Here is an 18,455-nt window from a genome sequence, read left to right on the forward strand (position 1 = left end):
TTCAGAAACCTGGGAAGGGGCTGAAATGCTGTTCGTAGTCATGTTGGGCGGGCGCCATCCGCGCGCGCGGATCGAGGTCCATGACGTCGCTTTTGTCATTGGCGAAAACCTGAAATCCACCTATCCGCAATTGCGCGATGCCTGGTTCGGCAGCCCGGAAGGCCTGCATATCGACTCCTGGCTGGAAGTGGACGGGGTCGAGGCCTACCGCGTCGAATTCACTGAGGCGATGCCGGCGCCGGGCGAACAGCGGCTGTTCTTCGTCAACCTGGGCGGCTACGAGCTGGGCAGTTTCGGCGAAGCGCACCAGTACGTGCTGGTGGCTGCGCGCGATGCCGCCGATGCCAAGGTTCGCGCCAAGCGCCGCATGCCGCGCAGTTGGGACAAGGCGCATACCGATGCAGTGATCGATGTCGACGATTGCATCGCCATCGACCAGATCGGCGGGCGCTACGTGCATCTTGTAGAAGGCGAGAGTCGCGGCATCGTGCAGCGCAGCGACTACATCGTGCTGTGAGCCTTCATGGTGCTGACACGGCTCTGTCATAAAACCTGACGTATAAGGGGCGCAAAGCCGATCCCCCGCGCCGAGGTAAAGATGACCGAGAAACGCCGAGTCCTGTTCGTCTGCGTCGCCAATGACGCCCGCTCGCCGATGGCCGAAGCCTTGCTGCGGCACACCGATGGCGAGCACTTCGAAGCCTTCAGCGCGGGTATCCACCCGACTGCCATCGACCCGCGTGCGCGCAGCGTGCTGGAGCACGCCGGGATTTCCGCCGAAGGCCTGCGCAGTAAATCCATCGATGAATTCCGCGGCCAGCATTTCGATTACCTGATCGACCTGTGCGACAAGTCCACCGACGAGGGCGACGAGTTGCCGACCTCCAGCGAAGTGATCGTGTGGAACTTCGTCGATCCAGCCAACAGCGAACAGCACGACCCGTTTCGCCATACCCTGCAGGAAATCAGCGATCGCCTGAAACTCTTCGAAATGGTGAAGAACCGCGACTGAAGCTTCCGGCGATGACAAAGCAAAAAGCCCGCACGGATGCGGGCTTTTTGCTTCGTAGGCCACAGGATTCGCCGTTGCCTGGGGAGGATCGGCGGCGGATGCCTGTGTAGATGGGGCGCTGGTCCTTCAGCACGAGGGCGATTATGCGCGGGGGATGTGACAGGGACGTGTCACTTCGCCAGCAGTTCGGCTGCTTGAGGAGGGCTCCGGTAGCGATCGACCCGCTCGAGCAGTTGGCTCCCCTGTTCGTTCAGGGCGATGCCCGTGCTTTGCTGCAGCTTTTTCAACCTGATGATTTCCAGGCTTTGCGCGATCAACAGGGCGCGTCGTCCATCGCGGTTCTTTGTGTCACGGTCGGCGGCTTCCCGGGTAGTCTGCAGCACGTCGATCGCATGCAACATACCGTTGAGTCGCAGGTAGCTCTGCCTGTGCTCATGCAGATAGTCGATATAGAGCCACTGCACCGCGATAGTGAGCACGAGCAGGATAAAGAGCGCTGTCAGCAGAACCTTGCGAACCATGGGACTTCCTTGTGGCATGGGCTGTATTACTGGCGCTCATGAATACTATCGATCCCGACGAGTGGCCAGGCCTGGCGCGCATGGATAGAGTCACGCTCAAAGTCATGTCCGCTACGCCGCGTCAGGCGGCGCCAGTGTGACCCGAATTGGAGTGCCTATGAAGTCCCTGTCTGAAACTGCCTTCTCCATGCTCGACCTGGTGCCCGTGCGCGACCAGGGCACTGCTGCCGAGGCGCTGAACAACGCCGTCGCGGTTGCCCGGCATGTCGAGCGGCTGGGCTTTACCCGCTACTGGCTGGCGGAACACCACAACATGGATGGCATCGCCAGCTCGGCCACTGCCGTGCTGATCGGCCACATTGCCGGCAAGACCGAGCGCATCCGCGTCGGCTCCGGCGGCGTGATGCTGCCCAACCATCCGCCGCTGGTGGTGGCGGAAAACTTCGGCACCCTGGAAACGCTGTATCCGGGCCGCATCGACCTCGGCCTGGGCCGTGCACCGGGCGCCGACCAGGCGACCATGCGCGCGCTGCGTCGCGATCGCCTGGGCGACGGCGCCGACTTCCCCGAGCAGGTTGCCGAGCTGGAAATGCTCCTCGGCCCGCGCCGCTCCCAGCAGTCGCTGCTGGCGATTCCGGGGGAGGGCACCAACGTGCCGATCTGGCTGTTGGGTTCAAGTCTGTTCAGCGCGCACCTGGCGGCGCAGAAGGGCCTGCCGTATGCCTTCGCCTCGCACTTCGCACCGCGCTACCTGCACGATGCGCTGCGCATCTATCGCGAGAACTTCCAGCCTTCGGCGGTGCTCGACAAGCCCTACGCCATGATTGGGGTGCCGCTGGTGGCCGCGCCAACCGACGAGGAAGCCGAATACCTCGCAACCACGGCGTTCCAGCGTGTTCTGGCGCTGATCCGTGGCGACAGCCTGAAGCAGAAGCCGCCGGTGAAGAGCATGGCTGGCCTGTGGCTGCCCCACGAGCAGGATGCCGTGGGTAATTTCTTCGGCCTGGCGGTCATCGGTGGTCCGGAAAAGGTGCGCAGCCGCCTGGAGATCCTGCTGGAGCAGACCGGCGTGGACGAGATCATCTTCACCAGCGATATCTACGATCACGAGCTGCGCCTGCGCTCACTGGAGATCGTCGCCGGCCTCCGCTGAAGGCCGATTTTGTAGGAGCGAGCTTGCTCGCGAACCGGCTTCGCAGCGGGGCTTGTTCGCGAGCAAGCTCGCTCCTACAGGGGTGTGGCAGAACGGAGCACGGGGCGTCGGATTCACGCCTGTCCGTCGTCCTGCTTCTTCAGGAGATCAGCCAGCCCGGCCAGCCCCTTGTGGGTGACCTTCGGGCCTTTGGCGCCCGCATCGTTGCTGTTCTGGTAGTGCAGATCGACCTGCCGCTGATGCTCGTTATCGTGACAGAACAGGCACAACAGCTCCCAGTTGGAACCGTCCTCGGGATTGTTGTCGTGGTTGTGGTCGCGGTGGTGGACGGTCAGTTCGCGCAGGCGCACGCCACTGAACTCGCGGGCGCAGCGACCGCAGATCCAGGGGTACATCTTCAGGGCTTTTTCGCGGTAGCTGGTTTCGCGGCGGCGCTGGGCTTCGGCGAGGACGGCGTCGACTTTGCTGGTGGGCTGGTTCATGGCTTATGGACAGGGTGCGGGATCGGACCTCCAGCATAAGTCCGGTTCCGTTCGCTGACTACGGCCTGGGCGTATCCGGTCGCGACCAGATCCACAGATTGCCAACCGCCATGCCGAGGATCACCGCGTACAGCCAGAGGCCGTGGGGCAGGGTGATCAGCATGATCGCCAGGGCCGCGAGCATCGCCAGGCTGGCGCTGATCTTGGCGCGACGGGCAACGGCGCGGCCGTTGCGCCAGTTGTGCAGGATGGGGCCGAACAACCGGTGGTTCTCCAGCCAGGCGGACAGCCGCGGCGAACTCTTCGATGCGGCCCAGGCGGCGAGCAGAACGAACTCGGTTGTCGGCAACCCCGGCACCACCAATCCCACCATGCCTACACCCAGGCTGGTGTACGCCAGCAACGCAAATGCCAGTCGAGCCAGCCGTGAGCGGGCCGGACCAAAGGGATTGGCGCGCGCCGCATCAGCCGGCGCGCGCTCCAGGGCGTCAGACGGTGGCGGGAGCACTGTCGTAGCTGTGTTGCAGCAGTTGGGAGAAGCGCTCGAAGGCGGCCACGGCGCCGGCTTCGGCTTCGCGCTCTTCGGCCTCGCTCAGCTCCAGGCCATCGAGGGTGCGGGTGAAGCGCTTCCAGCCTTCGGCGCGGCCGCCTTCGGGCTCGCCCAGGTGGCGCGCGCCGGTGTTCTCGTCCAGGCCCAGCGCGGCGACGCGCTTGATCAGGAAGGCAGCACCGAGCTTGGAGCCTTCAGAGACGAACAGCCAGCCCAGGGCATGGGCTTGGGTCGGCTTGCTGATGGCGCCGGCAACTGGGGCGGGTACTTCGGTGTCGAGGTCGGCCAGGTCCAGTCGGGCCTGTTCGGCGCGACAGCGCTGCGGCAGGTCAGGGAAGATCTTGCCCAGCTCGGCGTCCTGGTACAGGGCCTGCAGCTCGGACTGGAACAGGTACTGGGCGACCACGAAGCGGGCGAAGCGCTCGCGGCTGGAGAAGGGCTCGCGAGCCTTTACGGCGTGGTCGAGACGCTCGTGGGGGGCATGGGTCAGCGCGTTCAGGCGCTGCGAGCGCAGGGCGGGGAGTTCCAGGGTGGTCATGTCCAATTCCTTGAAATTACACGGCTTTGTAGACGAGACGAATCAGCGTTGGGAAAGCGTAAAGATTGTCGGATGTTCAATGGGTGATGACGGAGCGAAGCGGGTTCGCGAGCAAGCTCGCTCCTACAGGGTTTGACGCTCTTCGTAGGAGCAAGCTCGCTCCTACAGGGTTTGACGCTCTTCGTAGGAGCGAGCTCGTTCCTACGGGGTTTGACGCTTTGCGTAGGAGCGAGCTTGCTCGCGAACAGAGCTGGCACGGGGTTCATCAGCAATCCCGTGTCAACCAGTGCATCAGATATCCCACACCAGGTTGATCGCGAAGTTGCGGCCCGGCTGGGTCAGGCGGTCGAGGTTGGCCGGGGCCAGTACCGCCGCTTCGCCGACGCCGTCGTAGCCGCGCACGTCATCCCACAGCCAGTACTTCTTGTCGGTGAGGTTGTACAGGCCGGCGTTGAGGGTCAGGTCGTCGGTCAGCTTGTAGTAGCCGGTCAGGTCGAGAATGCCGAAGCCCGGGGTCTTGAACTGGCTGCTGGTGCCGTCGGGGGCGTTGAACTGGCTGTCGTCCACGCGGTTCTTGCGCTTGACCAGGGTCCAGTCGAGCAGCGCGCCGTAGCGGCCAGCCTGTTCGTCGTAGCCCAGGCCGAATACGCCGGTGAGCGGGTTGACGCTGTTGATCGGCTCGCCGGTGTCCTTGTTGCGGCCGTAGGCGTAGGCCACCGAGCCCTTGGTGTAGAGACCCTGCGGCGCGCCGAAGGCGCCCAGCTCCAGGCGACCCTTGAGTTCCACGCCCTTGATGATGGCGTGCTTGATGTTGTTGCTGGTGAAGGTCGGCTCGTCGTAGCCGGGGGTAATGGCGTCTTCGTTGATGAAGTCGCGGTACTTGTTATAGAAGACCGCCACGTCGAACGAGCCTTCCTCGAAGTTGCCGCGCAGGCCGGTTTCGTAGCTCTGGCTGCGTTCCGGGTCCAGGTCCGGGTTGGGCTCCACGCGGTAGCCGCTGGTGGGATTGTCGAAGCGGCCGTAGAGCGCCTTGGCGGTCGGGGTGCGGAAGCCCTGGGCGTACTGGCCGTACCACAGGTAGTTGTCGTTGAACGCGTAGGTCACGCCGAGCTTGGGCGAGAGCTGGTGCCAGGTCTTGCTTTCGCTGCTCACTTCGCCATCGCCGCTCTGGTCGACGGTGTTGAGGAACTCGTCGGTCAGGTGCGGCTTCAGGCGGGTATGGTCGTAGCGCAGGCCGGGCAGGAAGGTCCAGTCGTTCCAGCGGATCTCGTCCTGGGCGAAGAGGGCGTAGGTGTCGATGGTCGGATCGGGAAAGTCGCTGCTGCGTGCCAGTTGGTCGCTGGCCACGGTGCTTGGGCCGCCGATGGTGGGGCAGGTGCGGCTGACGGCCAGGCAGGTGGCACCGCCTTCGCGGTAGCCGGTGACTTTCTGCCGCTTGAGGGTGGTGCCGTAGGTCAGCAGGTGGTCGGTATCGCCCAGGGCGAAGGCCTTGTCCATCTGCAGGTCGAGCACCCACTGGCGCTCCTTGTACTGGGTCTCGCGGGTACGCAGGACCTGGCGGGTGATCGGGTAGTAGAACTCGTCGGTGCTCTGGTCGGTCTTGGCGATCTGGTAGTTGAAGGTCCACTTCAGGTGATCGGCCACCACGCTGTCCAGCAGCATCTGGTGTTCCAGGCCGTAGCGCTCGCGAGTGATGGTGTCGTTGCCGGTGCGCCATTGGTACATGCCGCCGGGCAGCACGGAGTCGGGGATGGTCGGTGCGCCATTGAAGTACGGGCCGCCGTAGGCGCTCTTCTGGTCGGTATCGACGTCGTCCTTGTACTTCTCGTAGACCAGGCCGAAGCGGCTGCCCTCGGCGTAGTTCCAGCCCAGCTTGGCCAGCACGTTGGTGGTGCGCACATCTTCCGGGTTGGCTTCGGTGCGCGACAGGCCGGTGCCGCCGGTGCTGCCGTAAGACTCGGTTTCGTGGCCGTTGCGTTGGCTCAGGTGCAGCAGGCCGTCGAAGGTGTCGAGGCGGCCGGCGACGGTGGCGGAGGTCAGCCAGCTGTCATCGGCGGAGCTGTAGCCGGTCTTCAGGCGCGCGCCGACATCCTGGCCGTCCTTGATGATGTCGTCCGGGTCGAGGGTGAAGTAGCTCACCGCGCCCCCGATGGCGTTGCTGCCGTACAGGGCCGAAGCTGGCCCGCGGAGGATTTCCACGCGCTTGACGATTTCCGGGTCGACGTAGTTGCGTTCGGTCTGCGCGTACGGGCCATTGAAGAAACTGTTGGGAATCTCGACTCCATCGACCTGCGTCAGCACGCGGTCGCCGTCGATGCCGCGGATGTTGTAGCCGGTGATGCCGGCACGGTTGCCGGTGCCGCCGACGGAGACGCCGGGCATGTCGCGCACCAGTTCCTTGATGGTGTTGACGTTCTTGCGGTCCAGCTCTTCGCGGCCGACGACGTTCACCGTGGACGGTACCGAGGTTACGCTCTGCGCCTGGCGGGTGGCGGTGACGGTGAGCGGCTGCATCTCGGCGACGGAGGAGAGGTTGCGCTCCAGCACCACGTTGCGCGGGCCGAGCTGGCGCGCGGTCAGGCCGGTGCCGCCGAGCAGCGTCTTCAATGCGCGCTCCGCCGGCAGGCGGCCGGTGACGCCCGGGGATTCCACGCCGTCAGCCAGGTCGTCGGCCACGCCCACCTGCCAGCCGGTCACCGCGCTGAACGCGTTCAGTGCCTGGGGCAGCGGCTGGCGGGCGATGTCGAAGCTGTAGCCGGCCTGGGTCTGGCTGGCTTCGGCAGCCAGGGCGGAGGTGGCCGGCAGGCTGGCGAGGCCGATGGACAGGGCGAGCAGCGAGATGCTTGCCGGCGCGGACAGCCGGCGCAGAGGGGCACGCGAAGAAGCAATGGTCATCGAAGGGCTCTCTTAGTCAGTCTTTGTTCGCATTCGTAAATGCGAATCTATTGCATTGGCTTCTGACTAAACGAACGAGCCTTTCGGATCGCGTAAAAATACTTTTATCGGGTGCGGGCTATCAGTTGAGAATCAGCAGTTTCGGGTATTCGTGCAGCTCGGCGGAGGTGATCTGGGCCAGCGAGCGCGCCACGCCCAGTGGGTCGTCCAGGCGCCAGTTGCCGGTGACGCTGACGTTATCCAGGCGCTCGTTGGTGTTCACGATCCAGCCCGGATAGTAGCGGCGCAGCTCGGCCAGCACCTGGCTCATCGGGCAGTTTTCGAACACCATGCGGCCTTTCACCCAGGCCAGTTGGGATTCGGCTTCCGCGCCGTGCTGGCGCTCGCCAAAGCCCTGCGGGCCGACGCGGATGCTGTCGCCGGCACCGAGGCTTACGCGGGCGTCATCCAGACGCGTGCGCAGGTCCACTTCGCCGCGCTGCACGCTCACCTCCGCCTCGTTGCCCAGGTAGCGCACGGCAAACGCGGTGCCGCGTACGGTGACCTGCACCGGCCCGGCCTCCACCTCGAAGGGGCGGCTGCGGTCATGGGCGACGTCGAAGAAGACTTCGCCGCGGTAGAGGCGGGCGACGCGCTGCTGGTCATCGACCTTGCTGGAGAACGCGGTGTCGGTGTTGAGCAGTACGTTGGAGCCGTCGGCCAGCTGGACCTTCTGGCGTTCGCCGACCGCGGTGAGATGGTCCGCGCGCAGGCGCGTCAGCAGGTCGCCCTGCACCACGACACCGATGGCGAGCACCAGCGCCGCAGCCGTGGCGACGGGTTTCCAGAAGCGGCGTGGGCGAGTCGGCGGTCGGGCCTTTTCCTGCGCCAGTGTGCGTTCCAGGCGCGCAGCGGCGACGGGCAGCAGCGGCGACTGCCACGCGTCGCGCACGCGCTGGTAAGCACGCGCGTTGTCTTCGCTGGCGGCGAGCCAGGCGTCGAAGCGCGCACGGGTGGTGGCGTCCATGTCGTCCTCGAGGATCAGCCAGTCGAGGGCTTCGGCCATCTGCTGGTCGTCGGGCGGCGCGGCGTGGGGCAAGGGGTGATCCTCGGGGCGGTGCTGGGGTGGTGAGCCGCGCATTGTTGTCGAATCGACCGGCGAACGGTAGTCCGTCATACCGATTCCTCGAGGCGGCTGACCAGTCCGACACAGATCGCCATGATCAGTTTCAGTTCCTTCTGCACCGTGCTGGGCGAAATATCGAGCTGCTCGGCGATCTCCGCGTAGCCGCAGCCGTGCAGGCGGCTGAGGATGAAGATGCGCTGCTGACGTTCGCTGAGCTCTTCGAGGGTGGCACCCAGGCGTTCGAGCAGCTTCTGCGCGTGCAACTGGTCCTCGGCGCTGGAACCGGGCGCGGGCACGGCCTGCACCACGTCGAAGGGCACATCCTCGAGCATGGTCCGCGACTGCATGCGAAGATGGCGCAGATGGTCCAGGGCGAGGTTGCGGCCAGTCTGGAAGAGAAAGGGTTCCAGGTGATCGATGCGGCGTTCGAGCAGGGTGCGGGCGACGCGCAGGTAGGTTTCCTGCACCAGGTCTTCGGCGATGCTCGGGTTCTTCACCATCCGTACGAGCGTGCGCAGCAAAGGCAGGCGCTGGGCCAGGAAGACCGCGTCGAGGTTGGAAGTGCTCACAAGGGTGTCCAGCAGGATTTATTTCAAATGATAATCAATATTATTCAGCCGTGACTCATGGCACAAGCCCATCCGTGGTTCCGGATGTTTAGGGGCAACGAAAAAAGGGCGAGGCGCGCGGGGCGCCTCGCCCATTCCCTCAGCCGGCAGATGAGGGGGAAATCGTCAGGCCTTGTCGGCCTTGCCTGCGGCGGCAGCGAAGCGCGCCAGGCGCACATCCAGGCGGCGCGGACGCTGGTTGCAGTCCTCGGCGCGCTCCTTGCGGCGAATGGCATTGCGCACCATCAACGAGCCGACGTAGCGGATCGGCTCGGGCGGGAAGAAGCCCAGTGGACCTTGCGTGAGCGGCGAACGGGTCCATTCGTTGTCCAGCCCCAGGACCAGTGAACTGAGAATCTGCCCGCCCATGTGGCACGGCCCGACGCCGCTACCGGAGTAGCCGAAGCCGTAGAACACGTTGCCCGCGTCGCCCAACTGGCCGAAGAACGGCAGCCCGGTCACCGAGCGGTCCGAGGGACCGTTCCAGCTCGCCGCGATGGGGACTTCGGCGAAGGCGGGGAAGAAGTCCGTCAGGCTCTCGCGCAGCAGCCCCAGGTACGGCGAGGGGCGATCGAACACCGGCAGCATGCGGCCGCCGTAGGCGAAGGTGTTGCCGCCCTTGCCGAGCATGATTCGGCCGTCCGGGGTGTTGTGGTAGTAGTGCACGAAGATGCGCGAATCCAGCACGGTGACGCCGGAGGTCAGGCCGATTTCCCGCAGCAGGTCCGGGCGGGGTTCGGTGATGATCATGTCGCTGGAAACGATCGCCACGCTGCGCTCGAACTGCGGGAAGGCGCGGGCCATCCAGGCGTTCATCGCCAGCACCACGCGGTCGGCGCTGACCGAACCGCGATCGGTGTGGACGGTGGCGGGTTGGCCGTGGTCCAGGCCGGTCATTGGCGTCCCTTCGTAGAGCCGCACGCCCAATTGCAGCGCCACCCGGCGCAGACCGCGCACCAGTTTGCCCGGCTGCACGCTGGCTGCAGCCGGGGAGAACCAGCCTTCCAGGTGCTTGCTCGAACCGGCCATGCGCTGCACGTCTTCCAGCGGGCGCTTGCTGAAGGAGTTGATGCCGTGCTTCTCCAGCGCGGCGATGACACTGTCGGTGGAGCCCACCTGCGCGACGTTGGTGGCGGTGTAGAGGGTGCCGTCCAGGCGGTAGTCGGCATCCACGCCATAGCGCTCGCAGAATTCGCCGATGGCGTGGATGCTCCGCTCCGACTCGCGCACCAGGCGGATCGCCTCGGCCAGGCCGAACAGGCGCTCCAGGGTGAAGAACTTCGCCGACCAGGACAGCGCGCAGCCGCCGTTGCGCCCACTGGCACCGGCACCGCAGAGGTCGGCCTCGACGATGACGATGTCGAGTTCCGGGTTCTGCTCCTTGAGCAGAATGGCGGTCCACAGACCGGTGTAGCCGCCACCGACGATGCAGACGTCGGCGCGGGTCTCGCCTTCGAGCGCGGACGCGCGCTCGTTATCACTTAGCAGGGCCTGTTCGAGCCAGAAGGGGCGCATGGCGTTCTCCGTGGTCATTGGTCGGGCGGGGCGGCGGTGGCGATCATCTCCACGCGCCAGGCGGGGTCGATCAGCTGCGCCAGGGTGCAGGCGCGGGTCGGGGCATGGCCGAGCGGGAAGAAGTCGTCCCACACGGCGTTCAGCCCGGCGTAGTCCGCGCGATCGGCCAGCAGGATGCGCACCGACAACAGGTGGGTGCGATCGGCGCCGAGGCTGTGCAGCAGTTGCTCGATGCCGTGGAGAATTTCCCGCGTCTGGCCCTCGATGCCGGCGGCGGTATCGCTGGCGACCTGGCCGCCGATGTAGAGCGTGTGGTCGTGCAGGACCATTTCGGCGCGGCGTTTCACCACGCCGAAGCGTTCGATGTTCATGGGGATTACCTGTAGCGGAGGTGGACGCACATCCTTGTGCGGGGACTTCAGGAGCGCGCCATGCGCACCTTCACGGAGCGGTTCGGGACGCGTGCGGCCGAGGACGCGGCGCCCTCCGGCAGGCTGTTCCAGTGCGGCAGCAGAATCGCGGCGGAGACCAGCGCGGCGATGGTGAAGCCGATGAACACGCTGTAGGTATCGAAGTAGCCGGGCAACAGGCCGCCGAGGATCGCGCCGACCGAGCCGCAACCATTGACGAAGCCGGCGGCGGTGGCGGCGGCCTTGCCGGTGCCGAAGTCGATGGCGGCTGAACCGCTGATCATCGAGTCCGGTCCGTAGAGGGTCAGGCCCATCATGAACAGCAGGGCGAATACCAGCAGGCTGCTGCCGGTCTGCATGGCCGGGACGAACAGCGCCAGGCAGGCGGTGAGGGCGATCAGGCTGATCACGCAGGCCGGCATGCGCCGTGCGCCGAAGATCTTGTCCGAGGCCAGGCCGATCAGGATCGGCCCGAGCAGGCCGGCGATCTCGAAGGAAGTCGGCAGGATCGCTGCACCCACCTTGCCCAGTCCGGGCATGCGTTCATAGACGATCACCGGGCCCCACAGCAGTATCGCGTAGCGCGCCGGCTTGAGCAGAAAGTAGGCCAGGCCCAGGGTCAGTACGGTGCGATTGCGCAGCACCAGGCGCAGGGTTTCGCTGATGCCGGGGTTCTGCCCCTCGGGCTTGAAGCCGGCGTAGCGCACGGCCTCGGGTTCGTCTTCCAGCGGTGGCAGGCCGACGTCCTGCGGGCGATTGCGCTGCAGCAGCAGGAACAGCACGGCCACGCCGCCCACCACCGCGGCGCTGGAGTAGAAGGCCGCATGCCAGGTACCGAACACCGAATACGCCCACCAGCCGGCGAAGGGCGAGGCGACCAGCCCGCCGAAGGCGTAGCAGGTGCTCCACAGGCCGAGGATGCGACCGCGTTCGTGGGTGGCGAAGAAGCTGCCGATGTTCTTGCACAGCCCCGACCAGCCGGTGGACTGCGCCAGGCCCTGGATGACCATGCAGGTGGCGAACACCGGCAGGGTCGCCCAGGTGCCCATGACGATGGCCGCAGCGGCGGAAATCACCAGGCCGCCGAGCACCACCACCCGTGGGCCGAAGCGGTCGGCGAGCACACCCCAGGTGAACTGGCCTACGGCGTAGGCCGCGAGATAGGTGGCGTCGAGATTGGCCATCATGGCCTTGTCGAGGTGGAAGCTAGGGTCCTCGCCGATGCCCAGCTTGGCCACCGAGAAAGCCTTGCGAGTGAAGTAGAAGGCCGCGTAGGCCAGCCAGGTGATGGCGAAGATCTGCCAGCGCCAGCGTTGGATCGATGCGAAGGGCGAGCGCGATGCTGCGTTGCCGTGAGGGTTGAGCATGATCTGACCTCGTTCTTGTTGTGTGTGCTGTGCCGGCAGTCGTTGAGGTAACGCCTTTCTTGTTCTTGTTGTTCTAGGAGCATGAGCACTGCGCGTCGCCGAGGCGGCGCGGGTCAGAAGCACGGAGGCTGTTCTGCGTACCGCCGAAAAACACGTGGGAAGCGGCGGTGAAGCGATAGAAACAATTCCGAATAAATAACTGAAATCGATTTATCAAATTTTAAAAATAAGTTTTCCTTTTAAGTTCGTTGCTGTGCGACCTTCGCGTCCAGGTCGTATGACCCTGTAGTCGCTTTCCGTCGATTGGCTGGAAAGCGGTCAGATCGCCGCTTGCGAGGAATGCCTGCATGTCCGTTTCACACGCTCAGCTCAAAGCCTTCCATGCCGTCGCCGTGCACGGCAGCTTCACTCGTGCCGCGGAGCGCCTGTTCCTCACCCAGCCGGCCGTATCCGACCAGGTTCGCAAGCTGGAGGAGCGGTACGGCGTGCTGCTGTTCCATCGCAACAAGCGCTCGGTACGGCTGACGGAATTGGGCGAGCGCCTGCTGGCGGTGACCCAGAGATTGTTCGTGATCGAGGCCGAGGCCCAGGAGCTGTTGCAGGAGTCCAGCGCGCTGCAGACCGGCAGCCTGGTGCTGGCGGTGGATGCGGCAGTTCACCTGCTGCCGCAGGTGGCGCTGTTCTGCCAGCGCCACCCCGGCATTCGTGTACGCATCGAGACGGGCAATACCGACGAGTCCCTGCAGGCTTTGTTCGGCTATCGCGCCGACCTGGCGCTGCTCGGGCGTGCGGTGGAGGACGAGCGCCTGGTGTCCTTTACCCTGCGCCGTGACCCCATCGTCGCCTTCGTCGCCAGCGGCCATCCCTGGGCGGGCCGCGAGTCGATCCATCTGGCTGACCTCGACGACGCGCCGTTAGTGCTGCGTGAGCACGGCTCGGTCACCCGCCAGACGCTGGAGGAGGAAATGCGCCGCGCCGGCTTGCGCATGCGCGCGGCGATCGAAGTCGAGGGCCGCGAGGCCGCCCGTGAGGCGGTCGTGGCGGGCATTGGCGTGGGCGTGGTGTCGGCGGCGGAATTCGGTTCGGACAACCGTGTCCAGGCATTGCCGATCGTCGATTGCGAACGACACATGAGCGAGACGCTGGTGTGCCTGCGTGAGCAGAGCACGCGGCGCATCGTGGCGACTTTTCTCGACCTGGTGAAGGAAGATTTGCCGGCGTAGGGCGTACAACCGTTCGCGGTTGTACGCCGATGCGCTTGGCTCATCGTGGCCCCGAGGCTCACCTGGGCAGCGGTTGAACGGCGGATAGCGCGGAGTGTTATACGCCCTACGGCGGATTCAGCCCTCCGCCAACTCCAGAAACGCACTCACCACCCGCAATCCCCGGCGGCGCTCCAGGCAACCGATGGCATGTCGATTCATCAGGCCCTCGCCGCTCAGGGGAATGGCCTTCACGCGTGGGTCGGGGCTCACCTCCATCGACGACACGATGCCCACCCCCAGTTCCGCCGCGACCGCCTCGGTCACCGCCTCACGGCTGTCCAGCTCCAGCAGCACCCGCGGCTCCACCGATTGGGCCGAGCAGGCCGCGTCAAAGGTACGCCGGGTGATGGAATCGGGCTCGCGCAGCACCATGATCTGCTGATCCAGTTCAGCCAGCGGCAGTTCGCCGACATACCCGGCCCACGCATGGCTGGCCGGCACCAGCGCGCAGATGCGCGATTCCACCAGCTCGCGCAGGAACAGCCCGGCGCGCGGCTCCACTTCGGTCAGCACAGCGATATCGACGTGTTCGTCCAGCAGCGCGGCGAGGGTTTCCTGGGCGTTGCCCAGACGCAGGTTGACGGTGATGCCGGGGTAGCTTGCACGCAGCCGGGCGAGCATTGGCATCACCAGGTGCGGGCCGTCGGCGGCCACTTCGATGCGCCCAGTCACCAGCTCGCGGCTGGCGTCGAGCATGGCCTCGGCTTCCTCCTCCAGAGCGAACAGCGTGCGACTGATGGCTGACAGGCGTACGCCATCTTCTGTCAGTTCCACGCCACGCGCAGTGCGGCGGAACAGGTTGACCTGGTAGTGCTCCTCCAGCGCCTTCACATGTCCGGTCACCGCTGGCTGGCTGATGAACAGGCGCTCGGCGGCGCGGGTGAAGCTGCGTTCGCGGGCGACGGCGTCGAAGGCGCGGAGCTGGAAGAGGTTCATAAGGTATATGTCCGGCTTATGCAGTGCATCGTGATAAACAATTTGAACGATATCTGCCCGGCCGGCAAGTTATGCCCAGGCCACGGCGAACCCGCCCGGCCCAACCGAATTCAGCCCTGACGACGTTCCCAAGAAAGAGGAATCGAGCATGAGCACTGCCGAGCGAGCCCCCATCCTGCTGACTCCCGGTCCGCTGACCACGTCCCCCCGCACCCGTCGCGCCATGATGGTCGACTGGGGGTCCTGGGACCGCGACTTCAACGACCTGACTGCCGACGTCTGCAAGCGCCTGCTGGCGATCATTCACGGCGAGGCGACCCACACCTGCGTACCCCTGCAGGGTAGCGGCACCTTCTCCGTCGAAGCTGCCATCGGCACCCTGGTGCCGCGTGATGGCAAGGTGCTGGTGCTGATCAATGGCGCCTATGGCAAGCGCCTGGCGAAGATCTGCCAGGTGATCGGCCGCGAGTTCAGCACCTTCGAAACCGAAGAGGACGTGCCGACCACCGCTGCCGACGTCGACCGCCTGCTCAGCGCGGACCCGAGCGTCACCCACGTTGCGCTGATCCACTGCGAAACCAGTACCGGCATCCTCAACCCGCTGGAGGACATCGCCAAGGTCATCGAGTCCCACGGCAAGCGTCTGATCATCGATGCCATGAGCTCCTTCGGCGCGCTGGATATCGACGCCCGCCGCATTCCGTTCGATGCGCTGATCGCCGCTTCCGGCAAATGCCTGGAAGGCGTACCGGGCATGGGCTTCGTCTTTGCCCGCAGCACCGCCCTGAACGCCAGCGCCGGCAACTGCCACTCGTTGTCCATGGACCTCCAGGACCAGCACGCCTACATGGCCAAGACCGGCCAGTGGCGCTTCACTCCGCCGACCCACGTGGTCGCCGCGCTGCACGAAGCGCTGAGCCAGTACGAGGAAGAGGGCGGCCTCGCGGCCCGTCATCAGCGTTACGCAAACAATTGCCAGACTCTGCTGGCCGAGATGGCCGGGCTGGGGTTCCGCAGCTTCCTGCCGGCCGAGATCCAGGCGCCGATCATCGTTACCTTCCATGCCCCCAGTGACGCCCGCTACAGCTTCACCGAGTTCTACAACCGGGTGCGCGAGAAGGGTTTCATCCTCTACCCGGGCAAGCTGACCCAGGTGGAAACCTTCCGCGTCGGTTGCATCGGCCAGGTCGACGCCAGCGGCATGCGCGCCGCCGTCGCGGCCATCGCCGAGACGCTGAAGGAAATGGAAGTTTTCGAAATCTGACGCCCGCCCGAATTCTCACAGGATTGAACGCCATGAATTACGAACAACCCAAGCAACTGCAAGCTGTCATCCTCGACTGGGCCGGCACCGTGGTCGACTTCGGCTCCTTCGCGCCGACGCAGATCTTCGTCGAAGCCTTCGCCGAGTTCGGCGTGCAGGTCAGCCTGGAAGAAGCCCGCGGCCCGATGGGCATGGGCAAGTGGGACCACATCCGCACGCTGTGCGACATCCCGGCCATCGCCGAGCGCTACAAGGCCAAGTTCGGCCGTGTGCCGAGCGACGATGACGTCACTGCCATCTACGAGCGTTTCATGCCGCTGCAGATCGAAAAGATCGCCGAGCATTCGGCGCTGATTCCCGGCGCGCTGGACGCCATCGCCGCCGTGCGCAAAGGTGGGCTGAAGGTCGGTTCCTGCTCCGGCTATCCGGCGGTGGTGATGGAAAAGGTCGTCGCCCTGGCGAAGACCAACGGCTACGTCGCCGACCACGTGGTCGCCACCGATGAAGTGCCCAATGGTCGGCCGCACCCGGCACAGGCGCTGGCCAATGTGATCGCCCTGGGCATCAATGACGTGGCAGCCTGCGTGAAGGTCGACGACACCTGGCCGGGCATCCTCGAAGGCCGCAGCGCCGGCATGTGGACTGTGGCGCTGACCTGCTCCGGCAACGCCCTGGGCCTGACCTATGAGCAGTACAAGGCACTGCCGGCGGAGAAGCTGGAGCAGGAGCGCCGTCGCATTGGCCAGATGTTCGAGGGCTCGCGTCCGCATTACCTGATCGACACCATCGTCGAACTGCCGGCGGTGATCGCCGATATCAATGCGCGCCTGGCGCGGGGCGAGATGCCGCAAAGCAGCTGACGCTCGACATGAACGAAAAGGCCCGCCAAGTGCGGGCCTTTTTTATGGGTTTTGGGCGTTTCTGCGACGCTCCGGCATGTGTGGATGTATTTGGTTTCGCCCCCTCGGGCGAGTCACTTTTCCAAACGCCGAAAAGTAACCAAAAGGCTTGCCCCGGACATCCGGTTTTTCGCTTAGGCGAAAAATTCCCTCGTTGAACGGGGCATTCGGGGTGCGCGGACATCTCTCTGGAAGTCCTCGAAGCCAAAGCGGCGGGTGCTTGCTGTCGTAGGAGCGGACTCTGTCCGCGATGATTCCGCCCAGCTCCCTGTTCGGACGGGTGCGGCGGTAAGTCTCTCGCGGACAGAGTCCGCTCCTACGCCGCGCAAACGCCGGAGTCGATCTGTAGGAGCGGGCATGCCCGCGATGAGCGCCGATAAGCGCGGCTGTAGTGGATTCAATTCACGACGTTGCGCACAAACCGCACCAGTACATCCCCATGGTTCTGGTAGGAAAACGGCTGGTTGCTCTTGAACACATGGAACCCACCGGCCTCGACGTCCACCGTCTCCTCGGCGAGGACAATGGTCAGCCGGCCTTCGATGACATAGGCCATGTCGTACCAGCCTTCGGCGTCGGGCTCGGCGTTGTATCGGTCGCCGGGGGCGAGCGCCCAGTGCCAGAGTTCGGCCTGGCGGGTGGCGGGGGTGCTGGCGAGGAGGGTGCCGCGGCTGTCGGCCTGCTGGCCGCCCCAGGCGACGGCGTCGACACGGGACAGGCCACCGGTGGAGGGCGGGCGAACCAGGTCGGCAAAGGTGACTTTCAGGGCGGCGGCGATGCGGTCAAGGGTGGCGAGGCTGACGTTGGTGTCGCCGCTCTCGATGCCGACCAGCATCCGCCGGCTGACGCCCGAGGCCTTGGCCAGTGCGTCCTGGCTGAAGCCGGCGCTGCGGCGGTGGGTCTTCACGTTATCGGCGACGTGCACCAGCACGCTGGGACGTTCGGAAGGAGTGGGCAGTATATTGCTCATTCTGGCCTTTTTGCGCATTATGTTGCGCATAACAGTCAACCAAGAAATCCCAACCGTTGCAACGCCTGTTCAGGTCCGCATCATGCCTCGCTCTCGCTTTCTGTCCACTGCCTTCCCCATTCTCATCCTGATCGTGTCGATGGCCTCGATCCAGACCGGCGCATCGGTCGCCAAGAGCCTGTTCCCGGTGCTCGGCGCCGAAGGCGTGACCTCCATGCGCCTGGTCTTCGCCGCCATCCTCCTGCTGGCGATCCTCCGCCCGTGGCGCACCTCGCTGCGTGGCAAGCCGCTCAAGCCGTTGTTCATCTACGGCGTGACCCTGGGCCTGATGAACCTGACTTTCTACATGGCGCTGCAGACCATTCCGCTGGGGGTGGCCGTCGCTCTGGAGTTCACCGGGCCGCTGGCGGTGGCGCTGTTCTATTCGCGCAAACCCATCGACTTCCTGTGGATCGCCATCGCGGTGGTCGGCCTCGGCCTGCTGCTGCCCATTGCGGACTTCGGCAATGGCATCGACCCCAAGGGCGCCGCGCTGGCGCTGGGGGCGGGTGTCTGCTGGGGGCTCTACATCATCTTCGGCCAGCGTGCGGGCAATGACCTGGGCGCGCAGGGCGCCGCACTGGGCATCAGTATCGCGGCGATCTGCGTGGCGCCGATCGGCATCGCCCACAGTGGCATGGCGCTGTTGGATGTCAGCCTGTTCCCGGCGTTGCTGGGCGTGGCGATCCTCTCCAGTGCCTTGCCCTATACCCTCGAGATGGTCGCCCTGACTCGTCTGCCGGCGCGCACCTTCGGCACCCTGATGAGCATCGAGCCGGCGTTTGGCGCGCTGTCCGGCCTGGTGTTCCTCGGCGAGCAACTGACGTCGCACCAGTGGATCGCCATCGGCGCCATCATCGTGGCCTCTGTTGGGACGACATTGAGCAGTCGACCGAAGCCGGCACTGGTCACTGACTGATCCGGGG

The 18,455-nt window shown here is 65.2% G+C and carries 19 protein-coding genes; 7 read left to right on the forward strand and 12 right to left on the reverse strand.

The features are described from left to right. Positions 1–25: 25 nt before the first annotated feature. On the forward strand, positions 26–517 hold the full coding sequence (locus ACNFH5_RS14780; RefSeq protein ID WP_416747057.1) for a DUF1543 domain-containing protein: 492 nt from the start codon (positions 26–28) through the stop codon (positions 515–517). An 81-nt stretch (positions 518–598) separates the two neighbouring features. Further along, positions 599–1,012 carry an arsenate reductase ArsC gene (locus ACNFH5_RS14785; RefSeq protein ID WP_416747059.1) on the forward strand — a complete coding sequence of 138 codons (414 nt, stop codon included), beginning with the start codon at positions 599–601 and terminating at the stop codon, positions 1,010–1,012. Between the two features lie 170 nt (positions 1,013–1,182). Here ACNFH5_RS14785 and ACNFH5_RS14790 read toward each other — a convergent pair whose 3' ends face one another. After that, on the reverse strand, positions 1,183–1,533 hold the full coding sequence (locus ACNFH5_RS14790) for a hypothetical protein (protein ID WP_416747061.1): 351 nt from the start codon (positions 1,531–1,533) through the stop codon (positions 1,183–1,185). Between the two features lie 157 nt (positions 1,534–1,690). On the opposite strand from ACNFH5_RS14790, the gene ACNFH5_RS14795 reads away from it, so the two are divergent. Next, a complete protein-coding gene (locus ACNFH5_RS14795) occupies positions 1,691–2,686 on the forward strand; it encodes an LLM class flavin-dependent oxidoreductase (RefSeq protein ID WP_416747063.1) in 996 nt (331 codons plus the stop codon). A 113-nt stretch (positions 2,687–2,799) separates the two neighbouring features. Here the strand turns inward: ACNFH5_RS14795 and ACNFH5_RS14800 are convergent, their stop codons facing one another. From ACNFH5_RS14800 to ACNFH5_RS14840, 9 genes are all read right to left on the reverse strand, one after another. Next, entirely contained in the window at positions 2,800–3,168 is a 369-nt protein-coding gene (locus ACNFH5_RS14800) for a YajD family HNH nuclease (RefSeq protein ID WP_416747065.1), read from the reverse strand. Between the two features lie 58 nt (positions 3,169–3,226). Beyond that, the gene (locus ACNFH5_RS14805) at positions 3,227–3,592 is read right to left on the reverse strand and encodes a YbaN family protein (RefSeq protein WP_277921881.1); all 366 of its coding nucleotides are present in this window, start codon (positions 3,590–3,592) and stop codon (positions 3,227–3,229) included. A gap of 64 nt (positions 3,593–3,656) precedes the next feature. Then, entirely contained in the window at positions 3,657–4,256 is a 600-nt protein-coding gene (locus ACNFH5_RS14810) for a biliverdin-producing heme oxygenase (protein WP_416747067.1), read from the reverse strand. Between the two features lie 291 nt (positions 4,257–4,547). Next, positions 4,548–7,151 (reverse strand): TonB-dependent receptor, encoded by a 2,604-nt coding sequence (locus ACNFH5_RS14815; RefSeq protein ID WP_416747069.1) that lies wholly within the window; start codon positions 7,149–7,151, stop codon positions 4,548–4,550. A gap of 121 nt (positions 7,152–7,272) precedes the next feature. After that, the gene (locus ACNFH5_RS14820) at positions 7,273–8,196 is read right to left on the reverse strand and encodes a FecR family protein (RefSeq protein ID WP_416747332.1); all 924 of its coding nucleotides are present in this window, start codon (positions 8,194–8,196) and stop codon (positions 7,273–7,275) included. Between the two features lie 107 nt (positions 8,197–8,303). Then, positions 8,304–8,825 (reverse strand): RNA polymerase sigma factor, encoded by a 522-nt coding sequence (locus ACNFH5_RS14825; RefSeq protein ID WP_416747071.1) that lies wholly within the window; start codon positions 8,823–8,825, stop codon positions 8,304–8,306. 165 nt (positions 8,826–8,990) lie between these two features. After that, positions 8,991–10,379, reverse strand: a complete 1,389-nt coding sequence (locus ACNFH5_RS14830) for an FAD-dependent oxidoreductase (RefSeq protein ID WP_416747073.1) — start codon at positions 10,377–10,379, stop codon at positions 8,991–8,993. Positions 10,380–10,393: 14 nt separating this feature from the next. After that, entirely contained in the window at positions 10,394–10,750 is a 357-nt protein-coding gene (locus ACNFH5_RS14835; protein ID WP_416747074.1) for a RidA family protein, read from the reverse strand. Between the two features lie 47 nt (positions 10,751–10,797). Beyond that, entirely contained in the window at positions 10,798–12,156 is a 1,359-nt protein-coding gene (locus ACNFH5_RS14840; RefSeq protein WP_416747076.1) for an MFS transporter, read from the reverse strand. A 347-nt stretch (positions 12,157–12,503) separates the two neighbouring features. On the opposite strand from ACNFH5_RS14840, the gene ACNFH5_RS14845 reads away from it, so the two are divergent. Continuing rightward, complete coding sequence (locus ACNFH5_RS14845; RefSeq protein WP_416747078.1) at positions 12,504–13,379, forward strand: LysR substrate-binding domain-containing protein; 876 nt, start codon at positions 12,504–12,506, stop codon at positions 13,377–13,379. A gap of 117 nt (positions 13,380–13,496) precedes the next feature. Here the strand turns inward: ACNFH5_RS14845 and ACNFH5_RS14850 are convergent, their stop codons facing one another. Further along, on the reverse strand, positions 13,497–14,357 hold the full coding sequence (locus ACNFH5_RS14850; protein WP_416747080.1) for a LysR substrate-binding domain-containing protein: 861 nt from the start codon (positions 14,355–14,357) through the stop codon (positions 13,497–13,499). A gap of 148 nt (positions 14,358–14,505) precedes the next feature. Between ACNFH5_RS14850 and ACNFH5_RS14855 the strand changes: the two genes are divergently transcribed. Continuing rightward, positions 14,506–15,621 (forward strand): 2-aminoethylphosphonate--pyruvate transaminase, encoded by a 1,116-nt coding sequence (locus ACNFH5_RS14855; protein WP_416747082.1) that lies wholly within the window; start codon positions 14,506–14,508, stop codon positions 15,619–15,621. Between the two features lie 32 nt (positions 15,622–15,653). Beyond that, a complete protein-coding gene (gene phnX, locus ACNFH5_RS14860; protein ID WP_416747084.1) occupies positions 15,654–16,481 on the forward strand; it encodes a phosphonoacetaldehyde hydrolase in 828 nt (275 codons plus the stop codon). Between the two features lie 436 nt (positions 16,482–16,917). Here phnX and ACNFH5_RS14865 read toward each other — a convergent pair whose 3' ends face one another. After that, on the reverse strand, positions 16,918–17,520 hold the full coding sequence (locus ACNFH5_RS14865) for a helix-turn-helix domain-containing protein (RefSeq protein WP_416747086.1): 603 nt from the start codon (positions 17,518–17,520) through the stop codon (positions 16,918–16,920). Positions 17,521–17,572: 52 nt separating this feature from the next. On the opposite strand from ACNFH5_RS14865, the gene rhtA reads away from it, so the two are divergent. Then, on the forward strand, positions 17,573–18,448 hold the full coding sequence (rhtA, locus tag ACNFH5_RS14870) for a threonine/homoserine exporter RhtA (RefSeq protein ID WP_416747088.1): 876 nt from the start codon (positions 17,573–17,575) through the stop codon (positions 18,446–18,448). Positions 18,449–18,455 lie beyond the last annotated feature (7 nt).

Source organism: Pseudomonas sp. NY15435, from assembly GCF_048068295.1.
Lineage (GTDB): Bacteria > Pseudomonadota > Gammaproteobacteria > Pseudomonadales > Pseudomonadaceae > Pseudomonas.

Excerpts from the sequence above, each read along its gene's own strand:
- ACNFH5_RS14780 (WP_416747057.1), top strand. The coding sequence starts at position 26 with ATGCTGTTCGTAGTCATGTTGGGCGGGCGCCATCCGCGCGCGCGGATC.
- ACNFH5_RS14785 (WP_416747059.1), top strand. The coding sequence starts at position 599 with ATGACCGAGAAACGCCGAGTCCTGTTCGTCTGCGTCGCCAATGACGCC.
- ACNFH5_RS14790 (WP_416747061.1), bottom strand. The coding sequence starts at position 1,533 with ATGGTTCGCAAGGTTCTGCTGACAGCGCTCTTTATCCTGCTCGTGCTC.
- ACNFH5_RS14795 (WP_416747063.1), top strand. The coding sequence starts at position 1,691 with ATGAAGTCCCTGTCTGAAACTGCCTTCTCCATGCTCGACCTGGTGCCC.
- ACNFH5_RS14800 (WP_416747065.1), bottom strand. The coding sequence starts at position 3,168 with ATGAACCAGCCCACCAGCAAAGTCGACGCCGTCCTCGCCGAAGCCCAG.
- ACNFH5_RS14810 (WP_416747067.1), bottom strand. The coding sequence starts at position 4,256 with ATGACCACCCTGGAACTCCCCGCCCTGCGCTCGCAGCGCCTGAACGCG.
- ACNFH5_RS14815 (WP_416747069.1), bottom strand. The coding sequence starts at position 7,151 with ATGACCATTGCTTCTTCGCGTGCCCCTCTGCGCCGGCTGTCCGCGCCG.
- ACNFH5_RS14820 (WP_416747332.1), bottom strand. The coding sequence starts at position 8,196 with ATGGCCGAAGCCCTCGACTGGCTGATCCTCGAGGACGACATGGACGCC.
- ACNFH5_RS14830 (WP_416747073.1), bottom strand. The coding sequence starts at position 10,379 with ATGCGCCCCTTCTGGCTCGAACAGGCCCTGCTAAGTGATAACGAGCGC.
- ACNFH5_RS14835 (WP_416747074.1), bottom strand. The coding sequence starts at position 10,750 with ATGAACATCGAACGCTTCGGCGTGGTGAAACGCCGCGCCGAAATGGTC.
- ACNFH5_RS14840 (WP_416747076.1), bottom strand. The coding sequence starts at position 12,156 with ATGCTCAACCCTCACGGCAACGCAGCATCGCGCTCGCCCTTCGCATCG.
- ACNFH5_RS14845 (WP_416747078.1), top strand. The coding sequence starts at position 12,504 with ATGTCCGTTTCACACGCTCAGCTCAAAGCCTTCCATGCCGTCGCCGTG.
- ACNFH5_RS14850 (WP_416747080.1), bottom strand. The coding sequence starts at position 14,357 with ATGAACCTCTTCCAGCTCCGCGCCTTCGACGCCGTCGCCCGCGAACGC.
- ACNFH5_RS14855 (WP_416747082.1), top strand. The coding sequence starts at position 14,506 with ATGAGCACTGCCGAGCGAGCCCCCATCCTGCTGACTCCCGGTCCGCTG.
- phnX (WP_416747084.1), top strand. The coding sequence starts at position 15,654 with ATGAATTACGAACAACCCAAGCAACTGCAAGCTGTCATCCTCGACTGG.
- ACNFH5_RS14865 (WP_416747086.1), bottom strand. The coding sequence starts at position 17,520 with ATGCGCAACATAATGCGCAAAAAGGCCAGAATGAGCAATATACTGCCC.
- rhtA (WP_416747088.1), top strand. The coding sequence starts at position 17,573 with ATGCCTCGCTCTCGCTTTCTGTCCACTGCCTTCCCCATTCTCATCCTG.